26 protein-coding genes are annotated in these 24,980 nt (G+C 65.4%); 16 read left to right on the top strand and 10 right to left on the bottom strand.

Features of this window, described 5'->3' with window-relative positions; genetic code table 11:
- Positions 1–748: 748 nt before the first annotated feature.
- The gene (locus BHD06_RS04015) at positions 749–1,615 is read right to left on the bottom strand and encodes a branched-chain amino acid aminotransferase (RefSeq protein WP_080455707.1); all 867 of its coding nucleotides are present in this window, start codon (positions 1,613–1,615) and stop codon (positions 749–751) included.
- 164 nt (positions 1,616–1,779) lie between these two features.
- Between BHD06_RS04015 and BHD06_RS04010 the strand changes: the two genes are divergently transcribed.
- The 7 genes from BHD06_RS04010 (at position 1,780) to BHD06_RS03980 (ending at position 8,162) form a co-directional block, all read left to right on the top strand.
- Positions 1,780–2,277: a MarR family winged helix-turn-helix transcriptional regulator gene (locus BHD06_RS04010; RefSeq protein WP_080455706.1), complete on the top strand. Its 498-nt coding sequence runs from the start codon at positions 1,780–1,782 to the stop codon at positions 2,275–2,277.
- Complete coding sequence (locus BHD06_RS04005) at positions 2,274–2,975, top strand: response regulator (protein ID WP_080455705.1); 702 nt, start codon at positions 2,274–2,276, stop codon at positions 2,973–2,975. Before BHD06_RS04010 ends, BHD06_RS04005 begins: the two co-directional genes overlap by 4 nt.
- A gap of 150 nt (positions 2,976–3,125) precedes the next feature.
- Positions 3,126–3,620, top strand: a complete 495-nt coding sequence (locus BHD06_RS04000; RefSeq protein ID WP_080455704.1) for a hypothetical protein — start codon at positions 3,126–3,128, stop codon at positions 3,618–3,620.
- 295 nt (positions 3,621–3,915) lie between these two features.
- Entirely contained in the window at positions 3,916–5,316 is a 1,401-nt protein-coding gene (leuC, locus tag BHD06_RS03995; RefSeq protein WP_080455703.1) for a 3-isopropylmalate dehydratase large subunit, read from the top strand.
- The gene (gene leuD, locus BHD06_RS03990) at positions 5,316–5,921 is read left to right on the top strand and encodes a 3-isopropylmalate dehydratase small subunit (RefSeq protein WP_080455702.1); all 606 of its coding nucleotides are present in this window, start codon (positions 5,316–5,318) and stop codon (positions 5,919–5,921) included. Before leuC ends, leuD begins: the two co-directional genes overlap by 1 nt.
- 334 nt (positions 5,922–6,255) lie before the next feature.
- On the top strand, positions 6,256–7,101 hold the full coding sequence (locus tag BHD06_RS03985; protein WP_139784627.1) for a hypothetical protein: 846 nt from the start codon (positions 6,256–6,258) through the stop codon (positions 7,099–7,101).
- Positions 7,098–8,162, top strand: coding sequence for an endonuclease/exonuclease/phosphatase family protein (locus BHD06_RS03980; protein WP_254892321.1), 1,065 nt, complete (start codon positions 7,098–7,100; stop codon positions 8,160–8,162). The genes BHD06_RS03985 and BHD06_RS03980 overlap by 4 nt, the downstream gene beginning before the upstream one ends.
- Positions 8,163–8,174: 12 nt before the next feature.
- On the opposite strand, the gene BHD06_RS03975 is transcribed toward BHD06_RS03980, so the two are convergent.
- The 3 genes from BHD06_RS03975 to BHD06_RS03965 form a co-directional block, all read right to left on the bottom strand.
- Positions 8,175–9,302 (bottom strand): aminotransferase class V-fold PLP-dependent enzyme, encoded by a 1,128-nt coding sequence (locus tag BHD06_RS03975; protein ID WP_080455700.1) that lies wholly within the window; start codon positions 9,300–9,302, stop codon positions 8,175–8,177.
- A gap of 65 nt (positions 9,303–9,367) precedes the next feature.
- Positions 9,368–9,826: an Lrp/AsnC family transcriptional regulator gene (locus BHD06_RS03970; RefSeq protein ID WP_080455699.1), complete on the bottom strand. Its 459-nt coding sequence runs from the start codon at positions 9,824–9,826 to the stop codon at positions 9,368–9,370.
- Positions 9,823–10,278: an Lrp/AsnC family transcriptional regulator gene (locus BHD06_RS03965; protein WP_080455698.1), complete on the bottom strand. Its 456-nt coding sequence runs from the start codon at positions 10,276–10,278 to the stop codon at positions 9,823–9,825. The genes BHD06_RS03970 and BHD06_RS03965 overlap by 4 nt, the downstream gene beginning before the upstream one ends.
- Positions 10,279–10,405: 127 nt before the next feature.
- Here BHD06_RS03965 and ilvC point away from each other — a divergent pair, with 127 nt between their 5' ends.
- Positions 10,406–11,428 carry a ketol-acid reductoisomerase gene (ilvC, locus tag BHD06_RS03960; protein ID WP_080455697.1) on the top strand — a complete coding sequence of 341 codons (1,023 nt, stop codon included), beginning with the start codon at positions 10,406–10,408 and terminating at the stop codon, positions 11,426–11,428.
- Positions 11,429–11,606: 178 nt separating this feature from the next.
- Positions 11,607–12,539, top strand: coding sequence for a DMT family transporter (locus tag BHD06_RS03955; protein WP_080455696.1), 933 nt, complete (start codon positions 11,607–11,609; stop codon positions 12,537–12,539).
- A 109-nt stretch (positions 12,540–12,648) separates the two neighbouring features.
- On the opposite strand, the gene BHD06_RS03950 is transcribed toward BHD06_RS03955, so the two are convergent.
- Both BHD06_RS03950 and mdoH read right to left on the bottom strand, forming a co-directional pair.
- Entirely contained in the window at positions 12,649–13,239 is a 591-nt protein-coding gene (locus BHD06_RS03950; RefSeq protein ID WP_080455695.1) for a YceI family protein, read from the bottom strand.
- Between the two features lie 16 nt (positions 13,240–13,255).
- Positions 13,256–15,064: a glucans biosynthesis glucosyltransferase MdoH gene (gene mdoH, locus BHD06_RS03945; RefSeq protein ID WP_254892305.1), complete on the bottom strand. Its 1,809-nt coding sequence runs from the start codon at positions 15,062–15,064 to the stop codon at positions 13,256–13,258.
- Between the two features lie 146 nt (positions 15,065–15,210).
- Between mdoH and BHD06_RS03940 the strand changes: the two genes are divergently transcribed.
- From BHD06_RS03940 to BHD06_RS03915, 6 genes are all read left to right on the top strand, one after another.
- On the top strand, positions 15,211–15,606 hold the full coding sequence (locus tag BHD06_RS03940) for a 6-carboxytetrahydropterin synthase (protein ID WP_080455693.1): 396 nt from the start codon (positions 15,211–15,213) through the stop codon (positions 15,604–15,606).
- Positions 15,563–16,378: a methyltransferase domain-containing protein gene (locus BHD06_RS03935; RefSeq protein WP_254892304.1), complete on the top strand. Its 816-nt coding sequence runs from the start codon at positions 15,563–15,565 to the stop codon at positions 16,376–16,378. Before BHD06_RS03940 ends, BHD06_RS03935 begins: the two co-directional genes overlap by 44 nt.
- A gap of 91 nt (positions 16,379–16,469) precedes the next feature.
- On the top strand, positions 16,470–17,291 hold the full coding sequence (locus BHD06_RS03930; RefSeq protein WP_080455692.1) for a RibD family protein: 822 nt from the start codon (positions 16,470–16,472) through the stop codon (positions 17,289–17,291).
- A complete protein-coding gene (locus tag BHD06_RS03925; RefSeq protein ID WP_080455691.1) occupies positions 17,291–18,262 on the top strand; it encodes a zinc-binding alcohol dehydrogenase in 972 nt (323 codons plus the stop codon). Before BHD06_RS03930 ends, BHD06_RS03925 begins: the two co-directional genes overlap by 1 nt.
- Positions 18,252–19,061 (top strand): inositol monophosphatase family protein, encoded by an 810-nt coding sequence (locus BHD06_RS03920; RefSeq protein ID WP_080455690.1) that lies wholly within the window; start codon positions 18,252–18,254, stop codon positions 19,059–19,061. Before BHD06_RS03925 ends, BHD06_RS03920 begins: the two co-directional genes overlap by 11 nt.
- On the top strand, positions 19,058–20,116 hold the full coding sequence (locus tag BHD06_RS03915; protein WP_176214273.1) for a glycosyltransferase family 4 protein: 1,059 nt from the start codon (positions 19,058–19,060) through the stop codon (positions 20,114–20,116). The genes BHD06_RS03920 and BHD06_RS03915 overlap by 4 nt, the downstream gene beginning before the upstream one ends.
- 11 nt (positions 20,117–20,127) lie before the next feature.
- Here BHD06_RS03915 and BHD06_RS03910 read toward each other — a convergent pair whose 3' ends face one another.
- The 3 genes from BHD06_RS03910 to BHD06_RS03900 form a co-directional block, all read right to left on the bottom strand.
- Entirely contained in the window at positions 20,128–21,330 is a 1,203-nt protein-coding gene (locus BHD06_RS03910; protein ID WP_080455689.1) for a UbiH/UbiF family hydroxylase, read from the bottom strand.
- A gap of 28 nt (positions 21,331–21,358) precedes the next feature.
- On the bottom strand, positions 21,359–21,574 hold the full coding sequence (locus BHD06_RS03905) for a hypothetical protein (protein ID WP_080455688.1): 216 nt from the start codon (positions 21,572–21,574) through the stop codon (positions 21,359–21,361).
- 96 nt (positions 21,575–21,670) lie between these two features.
- Complete coding sequence (locus BHD06_RS03900; protein WP_080455687.1) at positions 21,671–22,315, bottom strand: pyrimidine 5'-nucleotidase; 645 nt, start codon at positions 22,313–22,315, stop codon at positions 21,671–21,673.
- A 108-nt stretch (positions 22,316–22,423) separates the two neighbouring features.
- Here BHD06_RS03900 and BHD06_RS03895 point away from each other — a divergent pair, with 108 nt between their 5' ends.
- On the top strand, positions 22,424–23,068 hold the full coding sequence (locus tag BHD06_RS03895) for a GntR family transcriptional regulator (RefSeq protein WP_080455686.1): 645 nt from the start codon (positions 22,424–22,426) through the stop codon (positions 23,066–23,068).
- Here BHD06_RS03895 and BHD06_RS03890 read toward each other — a convergent pair.
- Positions 23,009–24,940 carry a glycosyltransferase family 2 protein gene (locus BHD06_RS03890; RefSeq protein ID WP_080455685.1) on the bottom strand — a complete coding sequence of 644 codons (1,932 nt, stop codon included), beginning with the start codon at positions 24,938–24,940 and terminating at the stop codon, positions 23,009–23,011. The two genes, BHD06_RS03895 and BHD06_RS03890, sit on opposite strands and share 60 nt — an antisense overlap.
- Between the last annotated feature and the right edge of the window lie 40 nt (positions 24,941–24,980).

The raw sequence follows: 24,980 nt of genomic DNA, 5'->3' as shown, positions 1-24,980 counted from the left end.
CGAAAAACGCGCTGCAATCGGGCGACACGGATGCACACGCATTCCGCATCGAAGCGCATATGACGTAGCGTCATCGGGTTGCCAAACAGCCGCGCCGAATTGATGCCCCCACATCCCAACGCAGAAATTTTTTTACGCCAACCTAGTGACTTAGGCGAAGATGGCGTGCCGGGAAGTGCAAGTCAAGCATGCTCGAAATGCACAACTTTAAGTAGATTTACGGAGATGGGAACCTCAACCAAAAGGGCGGTCGCACGCAGGCATGTCGCCGCAAATCCGCCGCAATTTATTCTCCGCCACGCGGCGGCGACAGCCCCGGTTTTGCCATTTTTCCGCCGCAATCTGATGCCGGATTGTTGCCAACGCCCGCGGCACGCAAATCACCACGCAGCGGAACTGTTGCGCCCAAGGAAACAAAATTCACGTATTCGTGACATTGGGTGCCCAATGGAGGCCGGTCTGCGTCCTCCGGCTCGCTGGCAGAGCAAAATATTGACACCACTGTTGCTTAACTGGCAACGCCATGCCGTCCCAAAGCCGCGATGCGCCCGACATGCGAAAGCGGATCACGGTGCCGCCACGCCAACGCCCTATTTTCGACACGTTTAAGGGGAGCGCCGCATCGGGACCACTTCGGACCTGATTGCGGAGAGCGGTGCGAACGCGCCGAATCACCCCCTCAAAAACGCAAAAAACCGCCCGGCGGGATGCCGGACGGTTCTTCGCTTTCAGTCGGCCAGGGCCCCGATCAGGCGCGCACGAGCGCCTCGTAGGCCGCCGACATGTCGCGCGTCATCGCGCCCACCTCGAAACTGTAATCGCCGATCTGCCCGACCGGCGTGACCTCGGCCGCCGAGCCGGTCAGCCAGCACTGCTCGAAGCCTTCCAGCTCCTCAGGCATGATGTGGCGCTCATGCACCTTGACCTGACGGTCCTTGAGCATGCCGATCACCGTCTGCCGCGTGAGGCCATTCAGGATCGCGTCGGCCAGCGGCGTGTGCACCTCGCCATCCTTGACGAAAAAGATGTTGGCGCCCGTCGCCTCGGCCACGTAGCCGCGATAATCGAGGAACATCGCATCCGAGCACCCCTTGGCCTCGGCGGCATGCTTGGACATGGTGCAGATCATATAAAGCCCCGCCGCCTTGGCCGCGACCGGGATCGTCTCGGGGCTCGGGCGCTTCCACTTGGCGATATCGAGCTTGGCGCCCTTCATCTTGGCATCGCCGTAATAGTTGCCCCATTCCCAGGCGGTCACCGCCATCCGGATAGGGTTGCGCGCGGCGGCAACACCCATGTCTTCGCCCGCGCCGCGAAACGCCAGCACCCGCACATAGGCATTGCTCAGGCCGTTGGCCTCCAGCACGGCGGCCTTGGCGGCCTCGATCTCGTCCACTGTGTAGGGGATCGGCATATCCATCAACTCGCCCGATTTCAGCAGCCGTTCAGAATGGGCGCGGCTTTTGAACACCTTGCCGTCATAACAGCGCTCGCCCTCGAAGACCGAGCTTGCGTAATGCAGGGCATGGGTCAGGATATGTACATTGGCATCGCGCCACTCGACCAACGTGCCATCCATCCAGATCTTGCCATCGCGATCACCATAGCCAGACATCTTGCGTCTCCTTTGCGCATATTTTCATTTGTTGCGCGCAATACGTCCGCGTCGGACATAAAATTGCGCGAAATCTGCGATTCGCTACCAGTTTGCCCTTGGAATGTCAATAAAGCTGACTTAATGTGAAGCCAAAGCGCGTGATTTGTGAACGGAGCGGTGTCATGGCCGAATTACAGGGCGGCGAGAACCTGCTTTTCCTGACCGACGAGCAACTGCGTCAGGGGATCGAGGCGATGTTCTTCGCCTATCGCGGCTTCACCGCCGACCCTGACCGCATCCTTGCCACCATGGCCTATGGCCGGGCGCATCACCGCGCGCTTCATTTCATCGCCCGCAGCCCCGGCACCACGGTCAACAACCTGCTGGCCATTCTCGGCGTCACCAAGCAATCGCTCAACCGCGTGCTGCGGACCCTGATTGAGGACGGTCTGGTCGAGAGCCGCGTCGGCACCACCGACAAGCGCGAGCGCCATCTTACCCTGACAGGGGACGGCGCGGCGCTCGAACGCAAGCTGTCGGATGCGCAGCGCGCGCGCATGCGCGCCGCCTATCGCGCCGCCGGTCCGCAATCGGTTGCGGGCTTTCGCCGCGTCCTCGAGGCGATGATGGACCCGGACATGCGCCGCCGCTACCATGCCATCCGGGAGAGTGACACATGAGCGAGCCGGCGCCGCACCTTCTGATCGTCGATGATGACGAGCGCATTCGCGATCTCTTGCGCAAGTTCCTGTTGCGACATGGCTTTCTTGTAACCGTCGCGCGCGACGCGGCGCATGCAAGGCGGCTTCTCGGCGGGCTCGACTTCGACCTGCTGGTGATGGACGTGATGATGCCGGGCGAAAGCGGCGTAGAACTGACCCGCGCGATCCGCAAAACCCATGACACGCCGATCCTGCTGCTGACCGCGCGCGGCGAAACCCCCGACCGTATCGAAGGGCTGGAGGCCGGGGCAGACGATTACCTGCCCAAGCCGTTCGAGCCCAAGGAGTTGCTGCTGCGGATCAACGCCATTCTGCGCCGCATGCCCGAACCGGAACCCGAGCCGACCCAGCCCAAGATCGTGCAGATGGGGCCGGTGCGCTACGACATCGAACGGGCCGAACTCAGCCGCGCGGGCGCGCCCATCCGCCTCACCGCGACCGAGGTGCAGCTGATGCGGATCTTCGCCGAGAACCTGCGTCAGGCGGTCAGCCGCGCGCGGCTGGTCGAGGATCTGGGCCGTGATGGCGGACAGGCGCAGGAACGCGCCGTCGATGTGCAGATCACCCGCCTGCGCCGCAAGATCGAGGCCGACCCAAAGCAGCCGCGCTACCTGCAGACCGTGCGCGGCGAGGGCTACATGCTCGCCCCGGATTGACCTACACGCCTGCATACATCACGATATTTGCACGTATATGTGACCACCTGAAACCAAACAGTCGTTGAGCGGATGGCAGCCGCATGTGACCGTGCCGCTTGCCAGCCGAATTGTCCCGCTGGCCCAGGATATATTTCAGGAGACCTGCAAATGACTTTCACCAAATATCTTGCCGCCTGCGCGACCGCCCTGCTGACGGCGGCCCCAGCCCTCGCCGCCCCGGTCGCGGTCAGCACGGTTCTGGACCCGCAGGAACAGATGCGCTTCGAGATGGGCGACGGATCGAAACATTTCGTGCTTGCGGTGCGCCGCGAGGGTGTCTCGGAAGGCGACGGACTGCTTGCCGGGGCCAATGTCACCGAATTCGGCTGGCACGACATCAACCCGCCGCATGCCGGTGATCCGCAGGGCTATCTGCGCTTTGCGGTCGAAAATGGCGATGTCGCAATTATCAAATTCACCGTTCGCGCCGTGTTCATGAAGGGCGAGGACAAGCCCGTGCTGCATGATGACGGGTTCTGGGAACTGGTCAACGGCACCGGCCGATTCGCCGGGCTGCGCGGTGTCGGCCATCTCAAGATCGAACCGGCGGGCGGGCCAAAGCGGCTGTTCACGCTGACCGGCGAAATCGCCGACGCACCCTGAGACCGGGCCGGGCATGGGGGCGCTGCCCCCGTCGCCCGATGGGCGACACCCCCGGAGTATTTCCGCCAAAAAGAAACAGCGGCGCGAGGATGCCCCTGTTTTGCACGGCGCTGCCTCTTGATAGCGCCGCGGCGGCACTGTATCTGCGATGCATGACACGGATTTTCGACATGGACGATCGCGCCCGCCTGCCCTGGCGGTTTTTCGGGGCGATGTGCAGCATAACCGCGCGGGCCTGAGCCGCGCGCGCAACCGTCATATCTGAAGTAGCCACCAGCAAAACGGGAGAGGACGCATGTCCCCCAAGACACTTTATGACAAGATCTGGGATGCCCATCTCGCCCATGAGGCCGAGGACGGCACCTGCCTTCTTTATATCGACCGCCACCTCGTGCACGAGGTCACCAGCCCGCAGGCATTTGAGGGGCTGCGCATGGCGGGCCGCACCGTGCGCGCGCCCGACAAGACCATCGCCGTGCCCGATCACAACGTGCCCACCACCCCCGACCGGGTGAAGGGGATCGAGAACCCCGAGAGCCGCATCCAGGTCGAGGCGCTCGACAAGAACGCCGAGGATTTCGGCATTCACTATTATCCGGTGAACGACATCCGACAGGGCATCGTGCATATCGTCGGCCCCGAACAGGGCTGGACCCTGCCGGGCATGACCGTGGTCTGCGGCGACAGCCACACCGCCACGCATGGCGCCTTCGGCGCGCTGGCACATGGTATCGGCACCTCGGAGGTCGAGCATGTGCTGGCCACCCAGACCCTGATCCAGACCAAATCGAAGAACATGAAGGTCGAGATCACCGGCAAACTGGCCCCCGGCGTGACCGCCAAGGATATCACCCTGTCGGTCATCGGCGCGACCGGCACCGCAGGCGGCACCGGCTACGTGATCGAGTATTGCGGCGAGGCCATTCGCGATTTGTCGATGGAAGGCCGCATGACTGTCTGCAACATGGCGATCGAGGGCGGCGCGCGCGCGGGCCTGATCGCGCCCGATGAAAAGACGTTTGAATACGTCCAGGGCCGCCCCCACGCCCCCAAGGGCGCGCAATGGGAGGCTGCGCTCAACTGGTGGAAAACGCTCTATTCCGACGATGACGCGCATTGGGACAAGGTCGTCACCCTGAAGGGCGAAGAGATCGCCCCCGTCGTCACATGGGGCACCAGCCCCGAGGACGTGCTGCCGATCGACGCCGAGGTCCCCGATCCCTCCAGCTTCGCCGGCGGCAAGGTCGATGCCGTCCGTCGCGCGCTCGACTACATGGGTCTCAAGCCGGGGCAGAAACTGAGCGAGGTCGAGATCGACACGGTGTTCATCGGCTCCTGCACCAATGGCCGGATCGAGGATCTGCGCGCCGCCGCCGAGATCCTGAAAGGCAAGAAGATCGCCGTGAAGCGTGCCATGATCGTGCCGGGCTCGGGCCTCGTGCGGGCACAGGCCGAGGAAGAGGGGCTGGCCGATATCTTCAAGGAGGCCGGGTTCGAATGGCGCCTTGCGGGCTGTTCCATGTGCCTTGCCATGAACCCCGATCAATTGTCACCGGGCGAGCGTTGTGCGGCCACATCGAACCGCAATTTCGAGGGCCGCCAGGGCCGCGGCGGGCGCACCCACCTGATGAGCCCCGCCATGGCGGCGGCGGCGGCGGTGACTGGTCGGCTTACGGATGTTCGGGAGATGATATGATGGAAAAGTTCGAGAAACTCAGCGGCATCGCCGCGCCCCTGCCGCTGATCAATGTCGATACCGACATGATCATCCCCAAGCAATTCCTCAAGACGATCAAGCGGTCGGGGCTGGGCGTCAATCTCTTCGACGAGATGCGCTATGACGATGACGGCAATGAAATCCCCGATTTCGTGCTCAACAAGCCGCAATACCGCGAGGCGCAGATTCTGGTCGCGGGCGATAATTTCGGCTGCGGGTCAAGCCGCGAACATGCCCCCTGGGCGATCAAGGATTTCGGCATCCGCTGCGTCATCGCGCCGTCTTATGCCGACATCTTCTACAACAACTGTTTCAAGAACGGCATCCTGCCCATCGCCCTGCCGCAGGAGCAGGTCGAGGTGCTGATGAAAGAGGCCGAGAAGGGCGCCAATGCGCGCATCGAGATCGATCTGGAGGCGCAGACCGTCTCGACCTCCGAGGGTCAGGTGTTCAGCTTCGAGGTTGATGCGTTCAAGAAGCATTGCCTGCTGGAAGGGCTCGACGATATAGGCCTGACGCTCGCCAAGGCCGACGCCATCGACGCCTTCGAGGCCCGCGCCGCCGAGACCCGCCCCTGGGTCTGACGCTTGACCCAACGGCACAAAACAACGCCGCAGGCCCGCCCTGCGGCGTTTTCGGATTCCCGTGCGACTTGTGTCCAAAAACAACCAGACCACAAGATGCTGTCTTTACATGGGTTTATGCCGCATTCTTGACGCAACTATGATGTAATCCTGCACCAGTTACACCTTCAATTCGCCCAATATCTTTCGTCTGATTCACCAAATCCTTGTGGTCGAGAGTGAAAGTAGGCAAAAATTGGGCGGAATTGAGGCAACCCGCCATAAAGCGCGGGATAAAGGTGGAACAAGGCCGCGGCGACGGATCGCGGTCGGCCAAGGTGGAAGGGAACGGGCAGTGTTCTCACATGTCCCTGGTGCGCTGGCGCGGGCCATATTGATTGCGTTGATGGTGGCGACACCGGCGCTTCTAGTGCCGTCCACGGCACTAGACACGGCGCAAATCGTGATCGTGCTCTCCTTTATCGCGGGCTTCATGACCTTCATCGAGTATTACGGAGCCTATCCCAGCATCATCGAATTCCGCTTCGCGCCGCCCTTCAACCGGATCCGGTTCCTCGCGCTTACCACTATTCTCATCGCGCTCTCGCTGATCCTGCGCGGCCAGGGCGATCCCTCGGTGGGGACCGTGGCGCTGACCCGCTTGGCGCGGGGTCTGGGCGAGCTCGTGGATTTCCCCTATTCCCCGGTGCGCCTTGTCCTGCTGATGATTCCCGCCGATGCCGATGCCGCCCTTGTCGCGACCGTACGCATGACGGCGGGCCTGGCTTATTCCGTCTCGCTGGCGATGATGCTGGTCTTTCTCACGGTGGTGCGCTTGCTGGGTTGGCCGACGCGCACCGGGGCGTTCAATGTCTGGGTCAACCTGCCGCTCTTCGACCCCACCGGCGGCGGCGACGTGCTGCATCGCCTGCGCCGGGATGCCGGTCTTAACGTTGTGTTAGGGGCTTTGCTGCCATTCTTGATTCCGGCAGCGGTCAACACGGCCTCCAACATGATCGCGCCGATCTCGATCGCAAATCCGCAAACCCTGATCTGGACGCTGACAGCATGGGCCTTTCTTCCCGCCAGCATGTTGATGCGCGGCATCGCCATGAGCCGCATCGCCGACATGATCGAGGACAAGCGCCGACGCGCCTATGCCGCCGACGCCCCCGAGGCCAAGGGGCTGCAACGCGCCTGATCGCGTTCTGCCTCGCGCTTGCCTGCCTCTGCCTGCCCGCAACCGCCGAGACCCTGCGCCTCGTCACCTGGAATGTCGAGTTGGAGCGACGGGGGCCGGGCCTGCTGCTGCGCGACATCCTGCGCGACACCGATCCGCAGATTGCCACCATCGCAGAGGTGGTGGCGCGTCTCGCCCCCGACATCCTGCTCTTGCAGGAGGTCGATCACGACCGCGACCTGCACGCGATGCGCGCCCTGCGCGACCGGCTGGCGCGGGACGGGCCGCATTATCCGCATATCCTGGCGCTGCGCCCCAATAGCGGGCTCTATTCGGGGCGTGACATGGATGGCGACGGGCGCTGCTGCGACGCGCGCGACGCCCAAGGGTATGGCGCGTTTTCCGGTCAGGGCGGCATGGCGCTCTTGTCGCGTTACCCCATCGACCGTGACGCCGTGCAGGATTTCAGCGCGCTTTTGTGGCGTGACCTGCCCGGCGCACTGCTGCCCGTGCGGGACGACGGCACGCCCTTCCCCTCCGCCGAGGCGCGATCAGCGCAACGCCTGTCCTATACCGGGCATTGGGTGGTGCCGCTGATGCTGCCCGACGGACCGCTCACCCTGATGGTTTTTCACGCCACACCGCCGGTGTTCGACGGGCCGGAGGATGCCAACGGGCGCCGCAATCACGATGAACTCCGCTTCTGGCAGCATTTTCTCGACGGGGCGTTCGGCCCAGCACCGCAGGCGCGGTTCGTGTTGATGGGCGATGCCAATCTCGATCCGAACGACAGTGACGGGCGGCGGGGGGCAATCCGCGCCCTGCTCGCCGATCCGCGTCTGCAAGACCCGCGCCCGATGCGCCGCGGCCCCGCCGCCCTCGCCCCAGGCAAGTCCGGCGATCCGCGCCTGCACACCGTCGACTGGCCACCCCCCGGCCCCGGGCCGCTGCGCGTCTCCTATATCCTGCCGTCGCGCGATCTGCGGGTCAGCGATGCGGGCGTCCACTGGCCGCTGACAGAGGAAAGCGCGCCCGCCGCCAGCCGTCACCGGCCGGTCTGGGTCGATCTCGCCATGCCGTGACGCGGCTGCGGCCTACAAGACCCGATCGAGCACCGTTTCGAGGCGCCCAAGCGCGCCCTTGACGTCATAGAGCTTGTCCAAGCCGAACAGCCCCAGTCGGAAGGTGCGAAAGCCCTCGGGCTCGCCTACCTGCAACGGCACGCCCGCCGCGATCTGCATGCCTTGGGCGGCGAATTTCTTGCCGCTCTGGATATCCGGGTCGTCGGTATAGCTGACCACGACGCCCGGCGCGCCAAAACCCTCGGCGGCAACCGAGGTTACGCCGCGCGCCTTGAGCATCGCGCGCACGCCGTCGCCCAGTTCCCACTGCGCCTGCCGCAGTTTTTCAAACCCGTAATCGCGCGTTTCGATCATCGTGTCGCGGAACGCGCGCAGCGCGTCGGTGGGCATGGTGGCGTGATAGGCATGGCCGCCGTCCTCATAGGTTTGCATGATCGCGCGCCATTTCTTGAGATCGAGCGCGAAACTGTCCGAGGTAGTCTCGCCCAGCCGCTCCAGGGCACGTGCCGACAGCATCACCAGACCGGCCGAGGGCGAGGCCGACCAGCCCTTCTGCGGCGCGGAAATCAGCACATCGACACCGGTGGCCCTCATGTCCACCCAGGCGCATCCGCTCGCGATACAGTCGAGCACCATCAACGCGCCCACCTCATGCGCGGCCTCGGCCATGGCCGTCACGTAGTCGTCGGGCAGGATCAACCCGGCGGAGGTTTCCACATGCGGCGCAAAGACCACATCCGGCTTGGCTTCGCGGATTTTCGCCACAACCTCTTCGATGGGGGCTGGGGCAAAGGGCGTGGTCGCGCCATTGCCGGTCTGACGGGCCATGCAGACAGTGGTGTCGGAGGTGAATTGGCCCGCATCGAAAATCTGGCTCCAACGGAACGAGAACCAGCCGTTGCGCACGATCAGGGCATGCGCGCCGCGCCCGAATTGCCGCGCCACGGATTCCATCGCGTAAGAACCGCCACCGGGCACCAGCGCCACAGCATCAGCCGCATAAACATCTTTCAGCATAGATGAAATATCGCGCATAACCGCTTGGAATGATTGGCTCATATGGTTGAGTGAACGGTCGGTGAAGACGACCGAATATTCCAAAAGGCCGTCGGGATCGACATGGTCGAGAAGGGCAGTCATGGGGTGTCTCCGATTGGGTTGCTTGCAGAGTGCCGCGAGCCTGCTGGGATGTCCAGCCCCGCGGCTCAGCCGATCGGTCCGGGGCGGCGTTCCTCCGACAAAAGCACGTTCGCCTCGACATTGCCGATCCCCGGCAGGGTCATAATCCGGCGACGCAACACCCGCTCGAAATCCGAGATGTCACGCGCCACGACGCGCAGCCGGTAGTCGTAAAGCCCAAGGATATGCTCGACCGTCTGCACCTCGGGGATGGCCGAAACCGCGCGTTCGAAATCCTCCAGGCTGACCCGGCCCTTGGTGGCCAGCTTCACGCCAAGAAAGACCGTGACGCCGAAGCCCAGTTTTTCGTAATCGAGGTCAAGGCGTTGCGCCTTGATGACGCCGCTGTCGCGCAGTTTGCGGATACGTCGCCACGCGGCGGGCTGCGACAGGCCAAGACGGCGACCAATGGCACTTGCCGATTGGGTGGCGTCCTGTGTCAGCGCGCGCAGGATCAGCCGGTCGGTGGTGTCCATCTCGATCATACCGGCAACACCTCGTCAGACTTGATCCGCGCCACATGCATCAGCGCCTCAACATCGGCGATATGCGGCAGGGTCAGGATGGCACGGCGGTAAAGGTCCTGATAATGCGCCATGTCGCGCGCGATGACCGAGAGGCGCAGATCGATACGGCCAAGAAATGTCTGTATTTCAATGACCTCCGGCACGTTTCTCGCAGCCTCCAGAAACTCGTCAAAGGCGCGGACCTGCGTCTTGTCGAGGGTGACGCGCAAGCTCACCTCAACCTCGTAGCCAAGCGCGCGCCAGTCGATCACCGCGCGATTGGCGCGGATCACGCCGGTCGTAAACATCCGGTCAAGCCGACGCGCACAGGTGGCGGGGGTCACGCCCGCAAGTTCTGCCAGTTCTGCCGGGCCAAGATGGGGAGCGTGTTGATAGTGGCGCAGGATGCGCCGATCCGTATCGTCGAGCATGAAATTTTATCCATATCGCATTATGATGAATGATTATCACGGCAACGGAGGAAAATAAATCGCATTTGATCCCCTAATCTGCCACACCGGCCTATCCTGACGCCAGTCAAGCAAAGAGGAGAACGCCATGCGCGTCTATTATGATCGTGACTGCGACATCAACCTGATCAAGGACAAGAAAGTCGCCATTCTGGGCTATGGCAGCCAGGGCCATGCCCATGCGCTGAACCTGCGGGATTCAGGCGCGAAGAACCTTGTCGTCGCGCTGCGCGAAGGCTCGGCCTCGGCGAAGAAGGCCGAAGGCGAAGGGCTCAAGGTTATGGGCATCGCCGAGGCGGCGGCCTGGTGCGACCTGCTGATGTTCACCATGCCGGATGAGCTGCAGGGCGAGACCTATCGCAAATATGTGCATGACAACATCAAGCCCGGTGCGGCGATTGCATTTGCGCATGGCCTCAACATCCATTTCGGCCTGATCGAGCCGAAAGAGGGTGTCGACGTGATCATGATGGCCCCCAAGGGCCCCGGTCACACGGTGCGCGGCGAGTACGTCAAGGGCGGCGGCGTGCCTTGCCTCGTGGCAGTTAACAACGATGCCTCCGGCAAGGCGCTGGAAATCGGCCTTTCCTACTGTTCGGCCATCGGCGGCGGGCGCTCTGGCATCATCGAAACCAACTTCCGCGAGGAATGCGAAACCGACCTTTTCGGCGAGCAGGCGGTACTTTGCGGTGGTCTGGTGGAACTCATCCGCATGGGCTTCGAGACGCTGGTCGAGGCCGGCTATGCGCCTGAAATGGCGTATTTCGAATGCCTTCACGAGGTGAAGCTGATCGTCGACCTGATCTATGAGGGCGGCATTGCCAACATGAACTACTCGATCTCGAACACGGCCGAGTATGGCGAATATGTCAGCGGGCCGCGCGTTCTGCCCTATGAGCAGACCAAGAAAGAGATGAAGGCGATCCTGCACGACATCCAAACCGGCAAGTTCGTGCGTGATTTCATGACGGAAAATGCCGTTGGTCAGCCATTCTTCAAGGGCACCCGCCGGATGAACGATGCGCATCAGATCGAGGAAATCGGCGAAAAGCTGCGCGGCATGATGCCGTGGATCAGCGCGGGCAAGATGGTGGATCGCGAAAAGAACTGAGTCTCGGCTCATAAAGCCCGATCCGGCCCAGGGCATGGGCCGGATCACGTCTTGTTTACGGGGCTCCCGGGAGCCTGTGCGGGTTTAAGCCGCTCTTCGGTTTTTGCGCTTGCTGCGCCGTCCCGTCAACCGGAGCATCCGGTCACAGGGGTATCGGCCGTAGATTGAGGTTTCTTAAATCATTGAAATCGCACCCATAAACTTCCTCCGGATCGGCGCGCTCGGGCTGATCTGGGGGGCGTCGTTCATGTTCATCTCGGTGGCGCTGCGCGACACCGGGCCGCTGCTCATCGCCGCGACGCGGATCACCTTGGGGGCGGTTTTCCTGCTTGCACTGATGCGGTTGAAAGGCCGGTCCCTGCCCGATCCACGCCAACGCACGGGGCGCAAAATCTGGGCCTTTGCGGCCTTCATGGCGGTGTTTTCAAATGTGGTTCCATTTTCCCTGCTGTCCTGGGCGCAGCAATCGGTGGCCTCGGGCTTTGCCGGGGTCTGCATGGCGGCGGTACCGCTCCTGATCCTGCCGCTGGCGCATGTCCTGGTGCCCGGAGAACAGATGAGCCTGCGCAAGCTGGCGGGCTTTGTCATGGGAACCGTCGGGGTGGTCGTCCTCATTGGCCCTGACGCATTCGCATCAACCGGCAAGGACATGGAATCCCTGGCAAGGCTGGCCTGCCTGGGGGTCGCGGGCTGCTATGCCATGGGCACCATCGCCGCGCGGCTCTGCCCCGAGGTGGACCGGCTGGCACTGTCAGCGACGGTGCTGTTGATCGGGGCGGTGATCATCCTGCCCTATGCGCTGGTTCAGGAAGGGCTGCCAAATTCGCTGAGTATCAAGAGCTTTCTTGCCCTGCTTTATCTCGGTATCCTGCCCACCGGCGTGGCGCAGTTGCTGCTTGTTCAGGTCAATCGCGAGGCCGGGCCGAGCTTTTTCGGGCTGGTCAATTATATGGTGCCGGTGTGGTCGGTCATTCTGGGCGCGGTGGTGCTGTTCGAGCCGCTGCCTCCGAGCCTGCTGGCGGCGATGGCGCTCATTCTGGGCGGTGTGGCAATCAGTCAATGGCGCGCGCTGCGCCGGGTTTTCGGGCGGCGCACGCCGAGCGGGTCATAGCGACCCAAGATCGGTATTTGTCAAATTATTCGCCGGATAGCTTGGTATTATTTATAAAAATGCCTGAATTTCCACATTTCGGATCCGGCACCAAAGACAGAAAATCCGATCATTCCGCGCGGATCGCCTCGAATTCAAGGATAATGCTCACCGCGTCGCCGACGAATTCGGGCAAGGCATAGGTGCTGCCGAACTCGGAGCGCAGGATCTCGGCACCGGCCGAGATGCCGAGCGTCTCCTTGCCGTGGCAGCAGGGATAATCGGCGCGTTTGTTGAGCGTCACGTTGAGGGTCACGGGCCGGGTCACACCGCGAATGGTCAGATCGCCGGTGACGGTGCCGGTTGTCTCGTTTTCGGGCGTGCTGCCGGTGCCGAGAAAGGTGATCTTCGGATTCGCCTCGGCATCGAGGAAATCGGGCGATCGGACGTGATTGTCGCGCTTCTCGTGGTCGGTATCGACGCTTTGCGCGCCGATGGTGGCGCTCACCTCGCCCAGTTCTTGCGTCTCGGGGTCATAGGTGAACTGCCCCTCGATCTCGGAAAATCGGCCCAGCACCTTGGCATAGCCCGCATGCATGATGGTGAAGGCGACTACGGCATGTTCGGGGTCGATCGCCCATGTCGCGGGTTCGGCTTGCACGCTGTGCGGCAGGCTCAGGGCGACGAAGGCGCAGGCGGCGGTCAGGGTCTGTCGGGTCATGGTCGGTCCTCCCGTGTCAGGCGGTGTTGGCGTGCACAGCGTGATGTGGCGCGGGCGCGCGGTCTTCGGGGATGTCGAAAAGGCCGATGCGCCGCGACCAGCGGCCCGCCCCCGGCATGGCCGAGCCTACAGCAATCGGGATCGCGCAGGCAAGCGACAGCACAATGGGAGCCCCGAAGATCATCGCCCAGGGCGCAAAGACCGCGAACCACCCGCCAAGCGCCAGCCCGATCAGCGTCTGCGGCCAGAGCACGCGGGCAGCCTCCTGCCATTCGAGCCGGTCGCGGCTGCGTTGCTGCGCGCTCCAACCGATGCGCTGCCCAAAGAGGAGCCCGATGGCGAAACGTGTCAGTGCAAGCGCCACGATCGGCGCGGTCAGCATCGAAAACGCCATCTCGATCAACCCGCCGATGGCCACCCTCGCACCCCCGCCATAGGCGGCGCGGCGCTCTGGCCGGGCCAGCACCTGCGCCAGCCCCATGATCTTGGGGCTGAGGCTGAGCGTGATGATCGTGGCAAAGAGCGCAAGCCCGTGGGCGGGGGGCACCGCGTTCAACTGGCCGGGTACGGCCACCATCGCCGCCCCGATCAGGATGAACGCCATCCAGGCGGGCGCGCTGACATACATCAGGATCGCCAGCACCAGCTGGATCCGGCTCACCGGTTTCAACCCCGACATGCCAAGCAGGCGCAGATATTGCAGGTTGCCGTTCATCCAGCGCAATTCCCGGCGGATGAAATCCACCAGGCTCGGCGGGTTTTCCTCGAAGCTTTGGCTTTCCTCGGCCATCACCCGCACCTCATAGCCCGCACGCCGGATCAGCACCGCCTCTAGCTGGTCGTGGCTCAGGATCGGGCCCGAAAGCGGCCCGCGTCCGGGCAATTCGCACAGCATGCAATGGCTGCGGAACGGTGCTGTGCGGATCAGCACGTTATGGCCCCAGTTCGGCCCGCAATCGCCCTGCCACCAGGCCGAGCCGAGGGTGAAGGAGCGCATCCCGTGGCGCATTCCGAACTGAAACGCGCGGGTAAAAAGAGTGCGCGAGGGTAGCCCGGTCACGAGGCTTTGCAACATCCCGATCCCGGGGCTGGCCTGCATCACCCGGATCAGGCGAAAGACCGTATCGGCCCCCATCTCGCTATCGGCGTCGAGCGGCAGGAAAAAATCGCTTTCGCCGCCGGCACTGTGCAGGAATTCGGCGATGTTGCCCGCCTTATAGCCGGTATTCTCGGTCCGGCGGCGATACTGGATCCGCGCATTGGGCCGCGCCGCGCGCCATTGGGCAACGCGCGCCTCTTCCTTGAGCGCGATGCCCGGCGCGTCGGTGTCGCTCAGCACGTGATAGGAAAAGCGCCCGGCCCATTGGCTTTGCGCGATCTCGGCCTCAAGCCGCCGCAGCCGGTCGATGGAGGCGTCCGGGTCCTCGTTGCGCAGGGGCATGACGATGGCCACCCGCGCGGTCAGCGGCTCATCCCCGGTCACCCGCGACAGCGCAGGTGTCACATGCGTTGCCGCCCGCGCGCCATACCGCAGGTCGAGCAGCAGGCCCAGCACGCTGTTCCAGAACCCGATCGACAGCCACGGCAGGGTGAGTGAGAAGCTGATCAGCAGCGCCGCCTCGGACCATGAGATGCCGGAGGGGGCAAAAAACGACACCATAACCGCAAAGAGCCCGAGCACGGTCGTGGCGTTCAGGCCAAGCACCAGCCGCCGTCGCGCGGCTATGGCCCGGCCTTCGGACAGGTCGGTGCTTCGATGGTCCTGATCGGTCGTGAGTCTGCTCAACTGTCTCTCCAGATGTGCCGGTCTGACCGGCCTGATCACGTTCGGTCACCATCAAGTAAGGTCTTGCCCGCCCTGGTCCAATGAATTCTTCGTGCATGTGCCGGGAACCGCGGGTCCTGTCGCGCGGCTTGACCCTCTGGCGGGCCATGATAGCTATCTTGCGACAGTCATTGAAGGAAACGCCCATGTTTGCCGTCGAAGTCCGTGATCACATCATGATCGCACATTCCCTGCCCTCGCCGGTCTTTGGCCCGGCGCAGGGCGTCCACGGGGCCACGTTCGTCGTGGATGCCGCGTTTTTCACCGAAGACCTGGATGATCACGGGCTTGTCGTCGATATCGGGTTGGCGACCGAGGCGCTCTCGGCGGCTCTGGCCCCGCTGCGCTACGGCAATCTCGACGACAAGCCGGAATTCGCGGGCAAGTTCACCACCACCGAATTTCTCTGCCACCATATCTGGAGCGCGTTGCGCAACGTCGCCACGTCCGACGGGCTTGGCGATGGCGGGCGGCTGCGCAAGATACGCGTGACGCTGCATGAAAGCCATGTCGCGCGCGGCTGGTACGAGGCCGATCTCTGAGATGGGGTTCGACGCCCATTGGCTGGATTTGCGCGAACCGGCGGATTTGCGGGCGCGCGACGCGAGCCTCCTGACCCGCGCGGTCGAGCTGGCCGGGGGCGGAGCCGTGCTCGATCTGGGATGCGGCACCGGGGCCACGGCGCGCGCCTTTGCGGCGGCGGGGGCGGCGGGTTGCGACTGGCGGTTTCTCGACAATGACCCGGCGCTGCTGTCTCATGCCGGGGCGCGCCATCCGCAGGCGGCGCTGTTGTGCGGCGATTTGGCCGAGGTGGGCGGGCTACCCCTCAAGGGCGTGCGCATGGTCGCCGCCTCGGCGCTGCTCGATCTGGTCTCGGAGGCATGGCTGGCGCGACTGGCGGAGCGCCTGGCCCGGCATGGCACCGGTTTTTACGCGGCGCTGAGCTATGACGGGGTGATGCGCTGGCAGCCCGAGGATCCGCGTGATGCCCGGATCCGCGCGCGGTTCAACACGCATCAGCGCGGCGACAAGGGCTTTGGCCCGGCACTTGGCCCCGAGGCCGCGCCACGCGCGGCGGCGATGTTGCGCGCGCAGGGCTTCGAGGTCCAGCTCGCGCCGAGCCCCTGGCGCCTCGGTCCGCAGGAGACCCAACTCCAGACGGCGCTTCTGGACGGCATCGCCGGGGCGGCGCAAGAGATCGGGTGTGCCGATGCCGCAGGCTGGCGCATGGCGCGGCACGACATGCTGGCGCAGGGACGGGCGGAAATCGGCCATCTCGACCTGCTGGCCCTGCCACCGGCCGCTAGGGGATGACTTTTGCACAACCACCTCTATCTCGGGTAGAGTTGGCAGGCCCGGACCGGGCCACGCACAGGGCGCAGGGCGTCATCGAACGGAGTACGGAATGCACAATGCCGATGTAACCCCCAAGGTCTGGGAGAGGATTCTCGCAACCCGCGCAGGCCGGTCCTGCCTGTGCTGCGGCGAGTGGAGCGCGGGCGAGCGTGCGGCGATTGAGCTTTACGGGGCGATGATCGCGGCCCCCGGCAGCGGCCATGTGGCCGCGCAGATCGGCCAGTCGCTTGACGGGCGCGTGGCCACCGTCTCGGGCGATGCGGCGGATGTTTCGGGGCCCGACGGGCTGGCGCATCTGCACCGGATGCGCGCACTGGTCGATGCGGTGATCGTCGGCGTCAAGACCGCGCTGCACGACAATCCGCGCCTGACCGTGCGGCTGGTGCCGGGCGACAATCCGGCGCGCGTGGTGATCGACCCGTCGGGCCGCCTGCCCAACGATGCGCGGCTTTTCGCCGAGGATGGCGCGCGCCGGATCGTGATCCAGACGGTCGATGTGCCGCGCCCCGAGGGCGTCGAGGTGATCCGCCTGCCGCGCGACACCTGGATCGCGCCGGGGCAGATCATCGCGGCGCTACGCGACAAGGGCCTCAGCCATCTGCTGGTCGAGGGCGGTGCCATCACCATCGCCCGCTTTCTCGAGGCCGATCTGCTGACCCGGCTGCATGTCGCCGTCGCACCGCTACTGATCGGGGCCGGGCCGCAGGGGCTGACGACGCGGCCCGTGGCACGGCTGGCGCAGGCGCGCCGCCCCGAGACGCAGGTCTACGGGCTGGGCTCTGACGTGGTGTTCGACTGTCTGGTAGGCGCGCGCGCGCTAGCCTGCGCCTGGCCGCATGCCGCGCCGCAACCCGCAGCACTGCACGGCTGATGCGCCCTGTGGAGGAGAGCCGCGCACTCTGGATCACCGCGCCGCGCCGCGCCGAGATCAGGGCGTCCCGTGTCCAGCCGGGGCTGGATGGCTGCGTGATCGACACGCTTTACAGCGGCATCAGCCGGGGCACCGAGCGGCTGGTCTATGAGGGGCAGATCCCCGAAAGCGAATACCGGACCATGCGCGCACCGCTGCAGGAGGGCGATTTTCCGTTTCCGGTCAAATACGGCTACAGCGCCGTGGGCCGTATCGCCCAAGGTCCGCAGGCGGGACAGGTTGTCTTTGCCCTGCATCCGCATCAGGCGCGTTTCGCCTGCCCCGCCGCGATGGCCGTGCCGGTCCCCGAAACCGTGCCACCGGCGCGCGCTGTTCTGGCGGCCAACATGGAAACCGCGCTCAACATCCTGTGGGATGCGCAGGTGCAGCCCGGCGACCGGGTGGCGGTGGTGGGCGCAGGCACGGTGGGCGCACTCGCGGGCTATCTGGCGGCGCGCATCCCCGGCACCGAGACCTGCCTGATCGACCTGGCGCCCGAGCGTGCCGCACTGGCCCACGCCCTGCGTTGCGACTTTGCCCTGCCCGGCGACGCCCCCGGTGAGGCGGACGTGGTGATCCATGCCTCGGCGAGCGATGCAGGGCTCGCGACCGCGTTGGCCCTTGCCGGGCAGGAGGCCACGGTGATCGAGGCAAGCTGGTATGGCGCGCGCGCCACAACGGTCAACCTGGGCGGGGCGTTCCATCAAAGGCGCCTGCGCCTGATCGCGTCGCAGGTCGGGCGCATCCCGGCGCAGCGCGCCGCCCGCTGGAGCCACCGCAGACGGCTCGGGATGGCGCTGCACCTGCTCGACGATCCGGTGCTCGATACGCTGATTTCGGGGGAAAGCGCGTTCGTGGACCTGCCGCGCGACTATGGCACGATCCTCGAGGCTCCGGGTACGCTCTGCCACCGGGTGCGCCATGACGGTTGATCCGGGCGGCGACGACCTGCGCCTGATGACCCGCGTGGCGCAAGAGGCGGGCGCGCTCCTGCGCGACCGTTTTGCGACGGTCGCATCGCTGTCACGCCGGGAAAAGACCGCGGGCGATTTCGTCTCCGACGCGGATTTGACGGCGGAAAGGCTGATCCGCGACCGGTTGCAGAGCGCTCACCCCGGGATCGGCTGGCTGGGCGAGGAAACCGGCGCATCGGGCGATCTGGGCGGTCTGCACTGGATCGTCGATCCGCTCGACGGCACCACGAATTTCCTGCACGGGCTGCCGCATTGGGCGGTGTCCATTGCCCTGGCACAGGGCGACCGGGTGATCGCGGGGGTGATCCACGATCCCGTCAAACACGAGACCTTCAGCGCCGAGGTGGGTCAGAGAGCCTGGTTGAACGGCACCGCGATCCACGTCTCCGAGGGGATAGAGCTGCGGCATGCCTTGCTGGCCACCGGCGTACCAGCGGGCGGGCGCGTGACCGCCCTGCCCGACTGCATGCGCGAGGTCGAGGCGCTAATGCCCGACTGCGCCGGGATCCGACGCTGGGGGGCGGCGGCGCTCGATCTGGCCTATGTCGCCGCCGGACGGCTCGACGCCTATTGGGAGCGCAATCTCGGACCCTGGGACGTGGCGGCGGGGATGCTGCTGGTCACCGAGGCGGGCGGGCAGGTCCTGCCGCTCCGTCCGGGGCAGAGCGTGCTCGGCTCGGGCTCTTTCCTCGCGGTGAATGCCGATCTGGCACCGGCTCTGGCGCCGCGCCTCTGTGCCGCGCGAGATCCCGCATGACTGCGCCGCGCGCCATGGCCTTCGCGGTGCCCGGCGATATCACGACGGTGACGGGCGGCTATCTCTATGCCCGGCGGCTGGCCGAGGCGCTGCACGCGCGCGGGATCGACGTGCAGCCTATGCCGCTTGGCGCGAGCTTTCCCCATCCCACCGGTGCCGACATGGCCGATGCGCTGGACCGCCTCGCGGCGCTGCCTGCGGAGTGCCCCGCGCTGGTCGACGGGCTGGCCTATGGCGCGCTCGACAGCGCGCGGCTTGCGCAGGTCCGCGCGCCACTAGTGGCGCTGGTGCATCATCCGCTGGCGCTGGAACCGGGGCTGGAGGCCGCGCAGGCGCGCACAATGGCCGCGCGCGAAACCGCCAATCTGGCGCTCGCCCGTCATATCGTGGTCCCCAGCCCGCATATCGCGCGGCTGCTCGGGTCCGACTATGGCGTGGCGTCGGAGCGGATCAGCGTAGCGCAACCGGGGGCCACCCCCTCCGGTCACGCGGAGCCAAAGCCCGAGACGCCGCCGCTTATCCTCTCGGTCGGGATTCTTGCACGTCGCAAAGGTCATGACGTGCTGTTGCGCGCGCTTGCACAGATCGCCGACCTTGACTGGCGGGCCGAGATCGTGGGCCGCGTGCATGAGCCCGACACGGCGCGCGCACTGACCGATCTGCGGGCGGATCTGGGTCTGGTGGACCGCGTCCATATCGCGGGCGAGGTGCCGCAGGACAGGCTCGACACGCTCTATGCGGGCGCAACTATCTTTGCGCTGGCCACCCGCTACGAGGGCTACGGAATCGTATTTGCCGAGGCGATGGGGCACGGCCTGCCGATCGTCAGCACGCGCGCGGGGGCAGTGCCCGATACGGTGCCGCCAGAGGCCGGGTTGCTGGTGCCGCCCGTGGAGGCCACGGCGTTCGGCGGGGCGCTGCGGCAGATGCTGGGCGATGCGGCACTGCGTGACCGCCATGCCGCCGGGGCGCGGCGGGCCGCCGCTGCCCTGCCCGGCTGGGACGCGGCGGCGGCGGTGGTTGCCGGGGCGCTTTTCGGCCCTGCGTCGCGCTGACGCGCGCCACGTCAACCGCGCGCGCCGAGCCCCATCTGCATCAGCGTCTTACGCACCGGGGCCATTGAATAGATCGCGTCGAGCGCCGTCGCCCGCGCGTCGCGCAAGGGTTGCGCGCGCATCATCGAGGCGCGGTTGAGCAGGTCGATGCCCGTGACCCGCGCGCGCACCTCCAGATGCCGACGGCGATGATAGGTCTCGAGCATCGCACGGTCGCCCAGACGCTCCGGCGTCGCCTCGGACAGTTCCAGCAGCACCCGCATATCGCCAAGCGACATGTTCAGCCCCTGCGCCCCGATGGGTGGCACCACATGCGCGGCCTCGGCCACCAGCGCCACACGCTCGGCAGACATGCGCTCTGCGACCTGGCTGATGATCGGCCAGACCGTGCGGCGCGAGGCCAGCGTCAGCGGCCCGAAGAGGTGACAGGAGCGGGTATTCATCTCGGCCTCGAACGCCGCCACTGGCAGGGCGGCCAGCCGCGCCACCTCCGGCCCTTCCTCCATCCACACGATGGCGGACGAGGGTCGCCCGTCGTGATCGGGCAACGGCACCAGCGTGAACGGCCCGCCTGAGCGGTGGATTTCAGTCGAGACATTCTCATGCGGGATCGGATGGGTCACCGCGAAGGCCAGCGCCTTCTGCCCGTAGCGCGTGGTCTTGACCTCGACGCCCGCCGCCTCGCGGATGGGCGAGTTGCGACCGTCAGCGGCGATCACCAGCCGACAGCGCACCCGGCTGCCATCGCTCAACCCGACGCGCGCCTCGCTTTCCCGCGTGAAAAGCGTGGTCGTGCCGGTGCCGGGGCGGAAAGTGACCGAAGGCAGGTTTTCCAGATGCGCCACCATCTCGCGCCGCAACAGCCAGTTGGGCAGGTTCCAGCCGAACGGCCTGTCGGAAATGTCCGAGGCGTCGAACTCGCGCATCACACGAGGCTCCGGCACCTCTCCGCCTGCATCGACGATCCGCATCACCTGTAGATCGGCGGCATGAGGTTCAAGCCGGGCCCAGAGCCCGGCCCGGTCCAAGAGCGCCTGCGCCGGTTGCAGAAATGCCGTGGTGCGCAGATCCGAGCCCTCGGCGTCGCGCGCCGTGATCGGCGGCGCGGGATCGACGCAGAGCACGGAAAACCCCGCGCTGCCAAAGACGCAAGCCGCAGCAAGCCCGGCCACGCCCCCGCCCGAAACCACGATGTCATACTCTGCCTGCGGCATGTCCGCCTCCCCCGGCGCGCGGCCGACCTCAGCCGCGCGAAATGATCAGCAGCACCACCCACATCACCGGGACCAGCGCCAGCGCGGGAATATAAAGACCCGGAATGCCCCAGAGCGCAATGCTCGTTCCCCACCCGGCGATGAAAACCGCAAGGCTCAGCAGGATCGGGCCAACGGCAGCCGCGTCCGCGTCGTGATGGGCGTGTTGCACGTCATGCGCAGTGGTGGTCTCTGTCAGGGTCATGAGCGGCCTCTTTATGGAAAGGTGACTGTTTCATTCACGTAGCTATGACCGCGCGCCCGCACCGCAAAGGGGCGTTTCGCCGCAGCGCCGCATCTCTCAGACAAGCCGCGCCAGAAAGCCGCCAAGATCATCGGTATGGTGGTGGATATGCGCGGCCTCGATGCGGCTCGGTGCCACATGCACGGTGCGCATCCCCATGGCATGCGGCGCCGAGAGGTTGCGCGGATCGTCCTCAAACATCGCCGCACGCGTCGCCGCGCTGCCGTCGCGCCGCAGCACCGTCTCGAACGCTTCCGCCTCGGGCTTGGGGCGATATTCCGCATGTTCGACGCCGTAGACCGCATCGAACGCGCCTGACAATCCGCGCCGGTCGATCACCCGCTCGGCATAGGGCGCGGAGCCATTGGTGTAGACGATGCGCCGCCCCGGCAGCGCGCGAATGGCCGCGCCGAGACCGGCATCGGGCTCCAGACGATCGAGCGAGATGTCGTGCACCGCGTGCAGATAGGGGCCGGGATCGAGATCATGCAGCCGCATAAGCCCCGCCAGCGTAGTGCCGTAGTCGCGCCAATAGGCATGGCGCAGCCGGTCGGCCTCGGCATGGCTCACGCGCAGTGTCTCCATCACGAACTGCGTCATCCGCGCCTCGATCTGGTCGAACAGCCGGGCCGAGGGCGGGTAGAGCGTGTCGTCGAGGTCGAAAACCCATGTCTCGACATGGGCGAAATCCTGTTTCGGCATGGCGCGATCATAGACGGGCGCGGCGAAGGGTGCAATCGGCCAAGGCTTGATCCCGCGCGCAATCCGCGTAAGGTCCTGTCTCACCGCAGGAATGAAACGGAACCGCCCATGAAACCGCCCAGTACCGATGCCTATTCCCTGATCCTGGAGGCGATCGACATCGGCGTATTCAAACCGGGCGCCCGGTTGGTCGAAAGCGATCTGGCCGAGCGCTTCGGCGTGTCGCGCACCCCGATCCGCGAGGCGCTGCAACGGTTGGAAACGCAGTCGATGCTGACGCGCGACGGGCGCAGCCTGATCGTCGCCTCGCTCGATTACAACCAGTTGGCAGAGCTTTACGTGGTGCGCGCCGAACTGGAAGGACTGGCCGCATCATTGGCTGCGCGACACGCCACGCCCGAAGAGGTCCGCGTGCTACGCGACATGGTCGAGCATGATCGCGCGTTACTCGGCAAACCCTCTGACATGGCGCGCGCCAATCGGCGCTTTCACAAGCAGATACACCTGTCTTCGCATAACCGCTTTCTGGTCAAGCAGCTTGATCTGGTGCATCGCTCCATGGCGCTGCTCGCGACCACATCGCTGGCCGCCGTGGGCCGCGACGAGGATGCGCTCCGGGAACATGGCGCCATCGTCACCGCGATCGAGGCGCATGACGGCGAGGCGGCGGCACAGGCCCTGCGCGATCACATCTCAAAGGCGTTCGTGACCCGGCTCAAGCTTGATTCCGGCGAGGTCCAGTCGTCCGTCTGACAGCTGCCGCCCGCGCGCCGCGACCGACAGGCCATGCGCCGTCTTGTCCCAGAAGAACGGTTTAAAAACAAGCTCATACAGCGCCTTGTAGGCGGCCAGCGCGCCGAGCGGGCCATAGAAATGCATGGTCGGCACCCAGGCGATCAGGTGGCGGTGCCTGGGGCCCGCGACAGATGTCGCATGAATGCAGATATTGAGCACCTCAACCGCGAGAAACACGCTTCCGATCAGGGTCAAGAGCGGGCGCGGCAGCACCGGGTCGAGCGGATGCGGCAGACCGAAGAGCACCAGCCAGAACGACCACAGCACAGGCACGAGCAGCACCTGTGACACGGCGCAGACGAAATGCGCCTGAAACCCCCAGAATTTCCACGCCCCAAGCTGCGCATACAGATGTCGCGGCGCGCGCATATGCACCAGATAGGTGGTCATGTAGCCCTTGAGCCAGCGCGAGCGCTGCTTGATCCAGGGCCAAAGGCGACAATTGGCCTCCTCCTCGGTGACCGTCTCGATCATCTCGGTGCGGTAGCCATGCCGCGCCAGACGAAACCCCAGGTCGGCATCCTCGGTCACGTTATGCGCGTCCCAACCGCCCAGTTCCTCCAGCACGTCGCGCCGGAAATAGAGCGAGGTGCCGCCGAGCGGGATCGCGAATCCAAGCCGTGCCATGCCCGGCAGGATGGTGCGGAACCAGGTGGCGTATTCGATGGTGAAACAGCGCGCCAGCCAGTTTTGCGCCGGGTTGTAATAGTCGAGAACGCCTTGAAGACAGGCGACCTCGCGCGGGACCTGCTGAAAGCGGCGGGCGACCTTGGTGATCTGATCGGGGTCGGGCGCATCCTCGGCGTCGAAAATGCCGATGATCTCGCCCTGACAGAAATCGAGCGCGTAATTCATCGCGCGCGGCTTGGTGCGCGGCTGGCCGTCGGGCACCACCACCGGGCGCACCCAAGGCGGCAGATCGATGCCCGCAAGCGTTTCCTGCGTCAGGTGGTCCTCTTCCTCCAGCACGAGAATCACGTCGAGCAGGCATTTGGGATAGGTCAGCCGGCTGAGACGGGCAATGAGCGCATGGGCGATCTCGGTCTCACGAAAGAGCGGCACGAGGACCGAGACGCGCGGCAAGGGCGGGGTCGCGCCTGCGCGCTTTGGCGGGTCGTGCCGCGCCCCCGTCAGATGCGTCACGAAGGCGGCGGTCTTCAAGCCTACCGCCACCAGCAGCGTCAGCATGGCCCAGGCCGCGACCAACCCAAAGATAAACACCGGAAAGGCAAGGCAAAGCACCACGACGAGCGCCACCGCCGCAAGGCTCAGCCACAGGCGTTGCCCCGCCTGCCCGCCCCATGTGCGGCAGCTTTCGCTCTCCGCCACCCGCGCCATCGCCAGATCGCGCAGCACCGTGCGATGATCCTCGGCCACGCGCGCCTGAATCGCGGCGCGCGGTGCCATCACCGCACGCGCCTGCGCAAGGGACCCGGGCAGAAACCCGCGCACCTCGGCAAGGCTGCCCGCGCCGTCGGCGACGATCCGCGCCGCGCCATTCCCGTCGCGCAGCGCCATCACCCCGTGTTTCAGCAAGTGGCGCGGATCGAGCCCGGTCTCGATGGCGGTGGCGTCGGCCAGCGCCTCGGGGCTGATCCGCCGTGCCGCCAGCGTTCGCGCATGGGCAGCCAGCAGATCGTCGTCGCTGGCCAGCCCTTCGGCGCGCAGAATGCTGTCAAGTGACGTGTTGCAATGCCGCCGCATCAGTTCGGCCAGCGCCAGATCCGACCGGCTGACACGCCCGGTGCGCATCAACTCGCGCCCCAGCGCACCCGTCTTGCGCGACAGGCCCGCCCCTGCCCCAAGCTGGCGCAGTTCAGAAATCCCCATGAGGAGTCCCTCCCTTCTAGGTTGAAGGGAGGCTAGCGAA

The sequence above is a fragment of the Roseovarius sp. A-2 genome (assembly GCF_002072155.1).
Lineage (GTDB): Bacteria > Pseudomonadota > Alphaproteobacteria > Rhodobacterales > Rhodobacteraceae > Roseovarius.
This window is presented reverse-complemented; position numbering and strand designations above follow the sequence as displayed.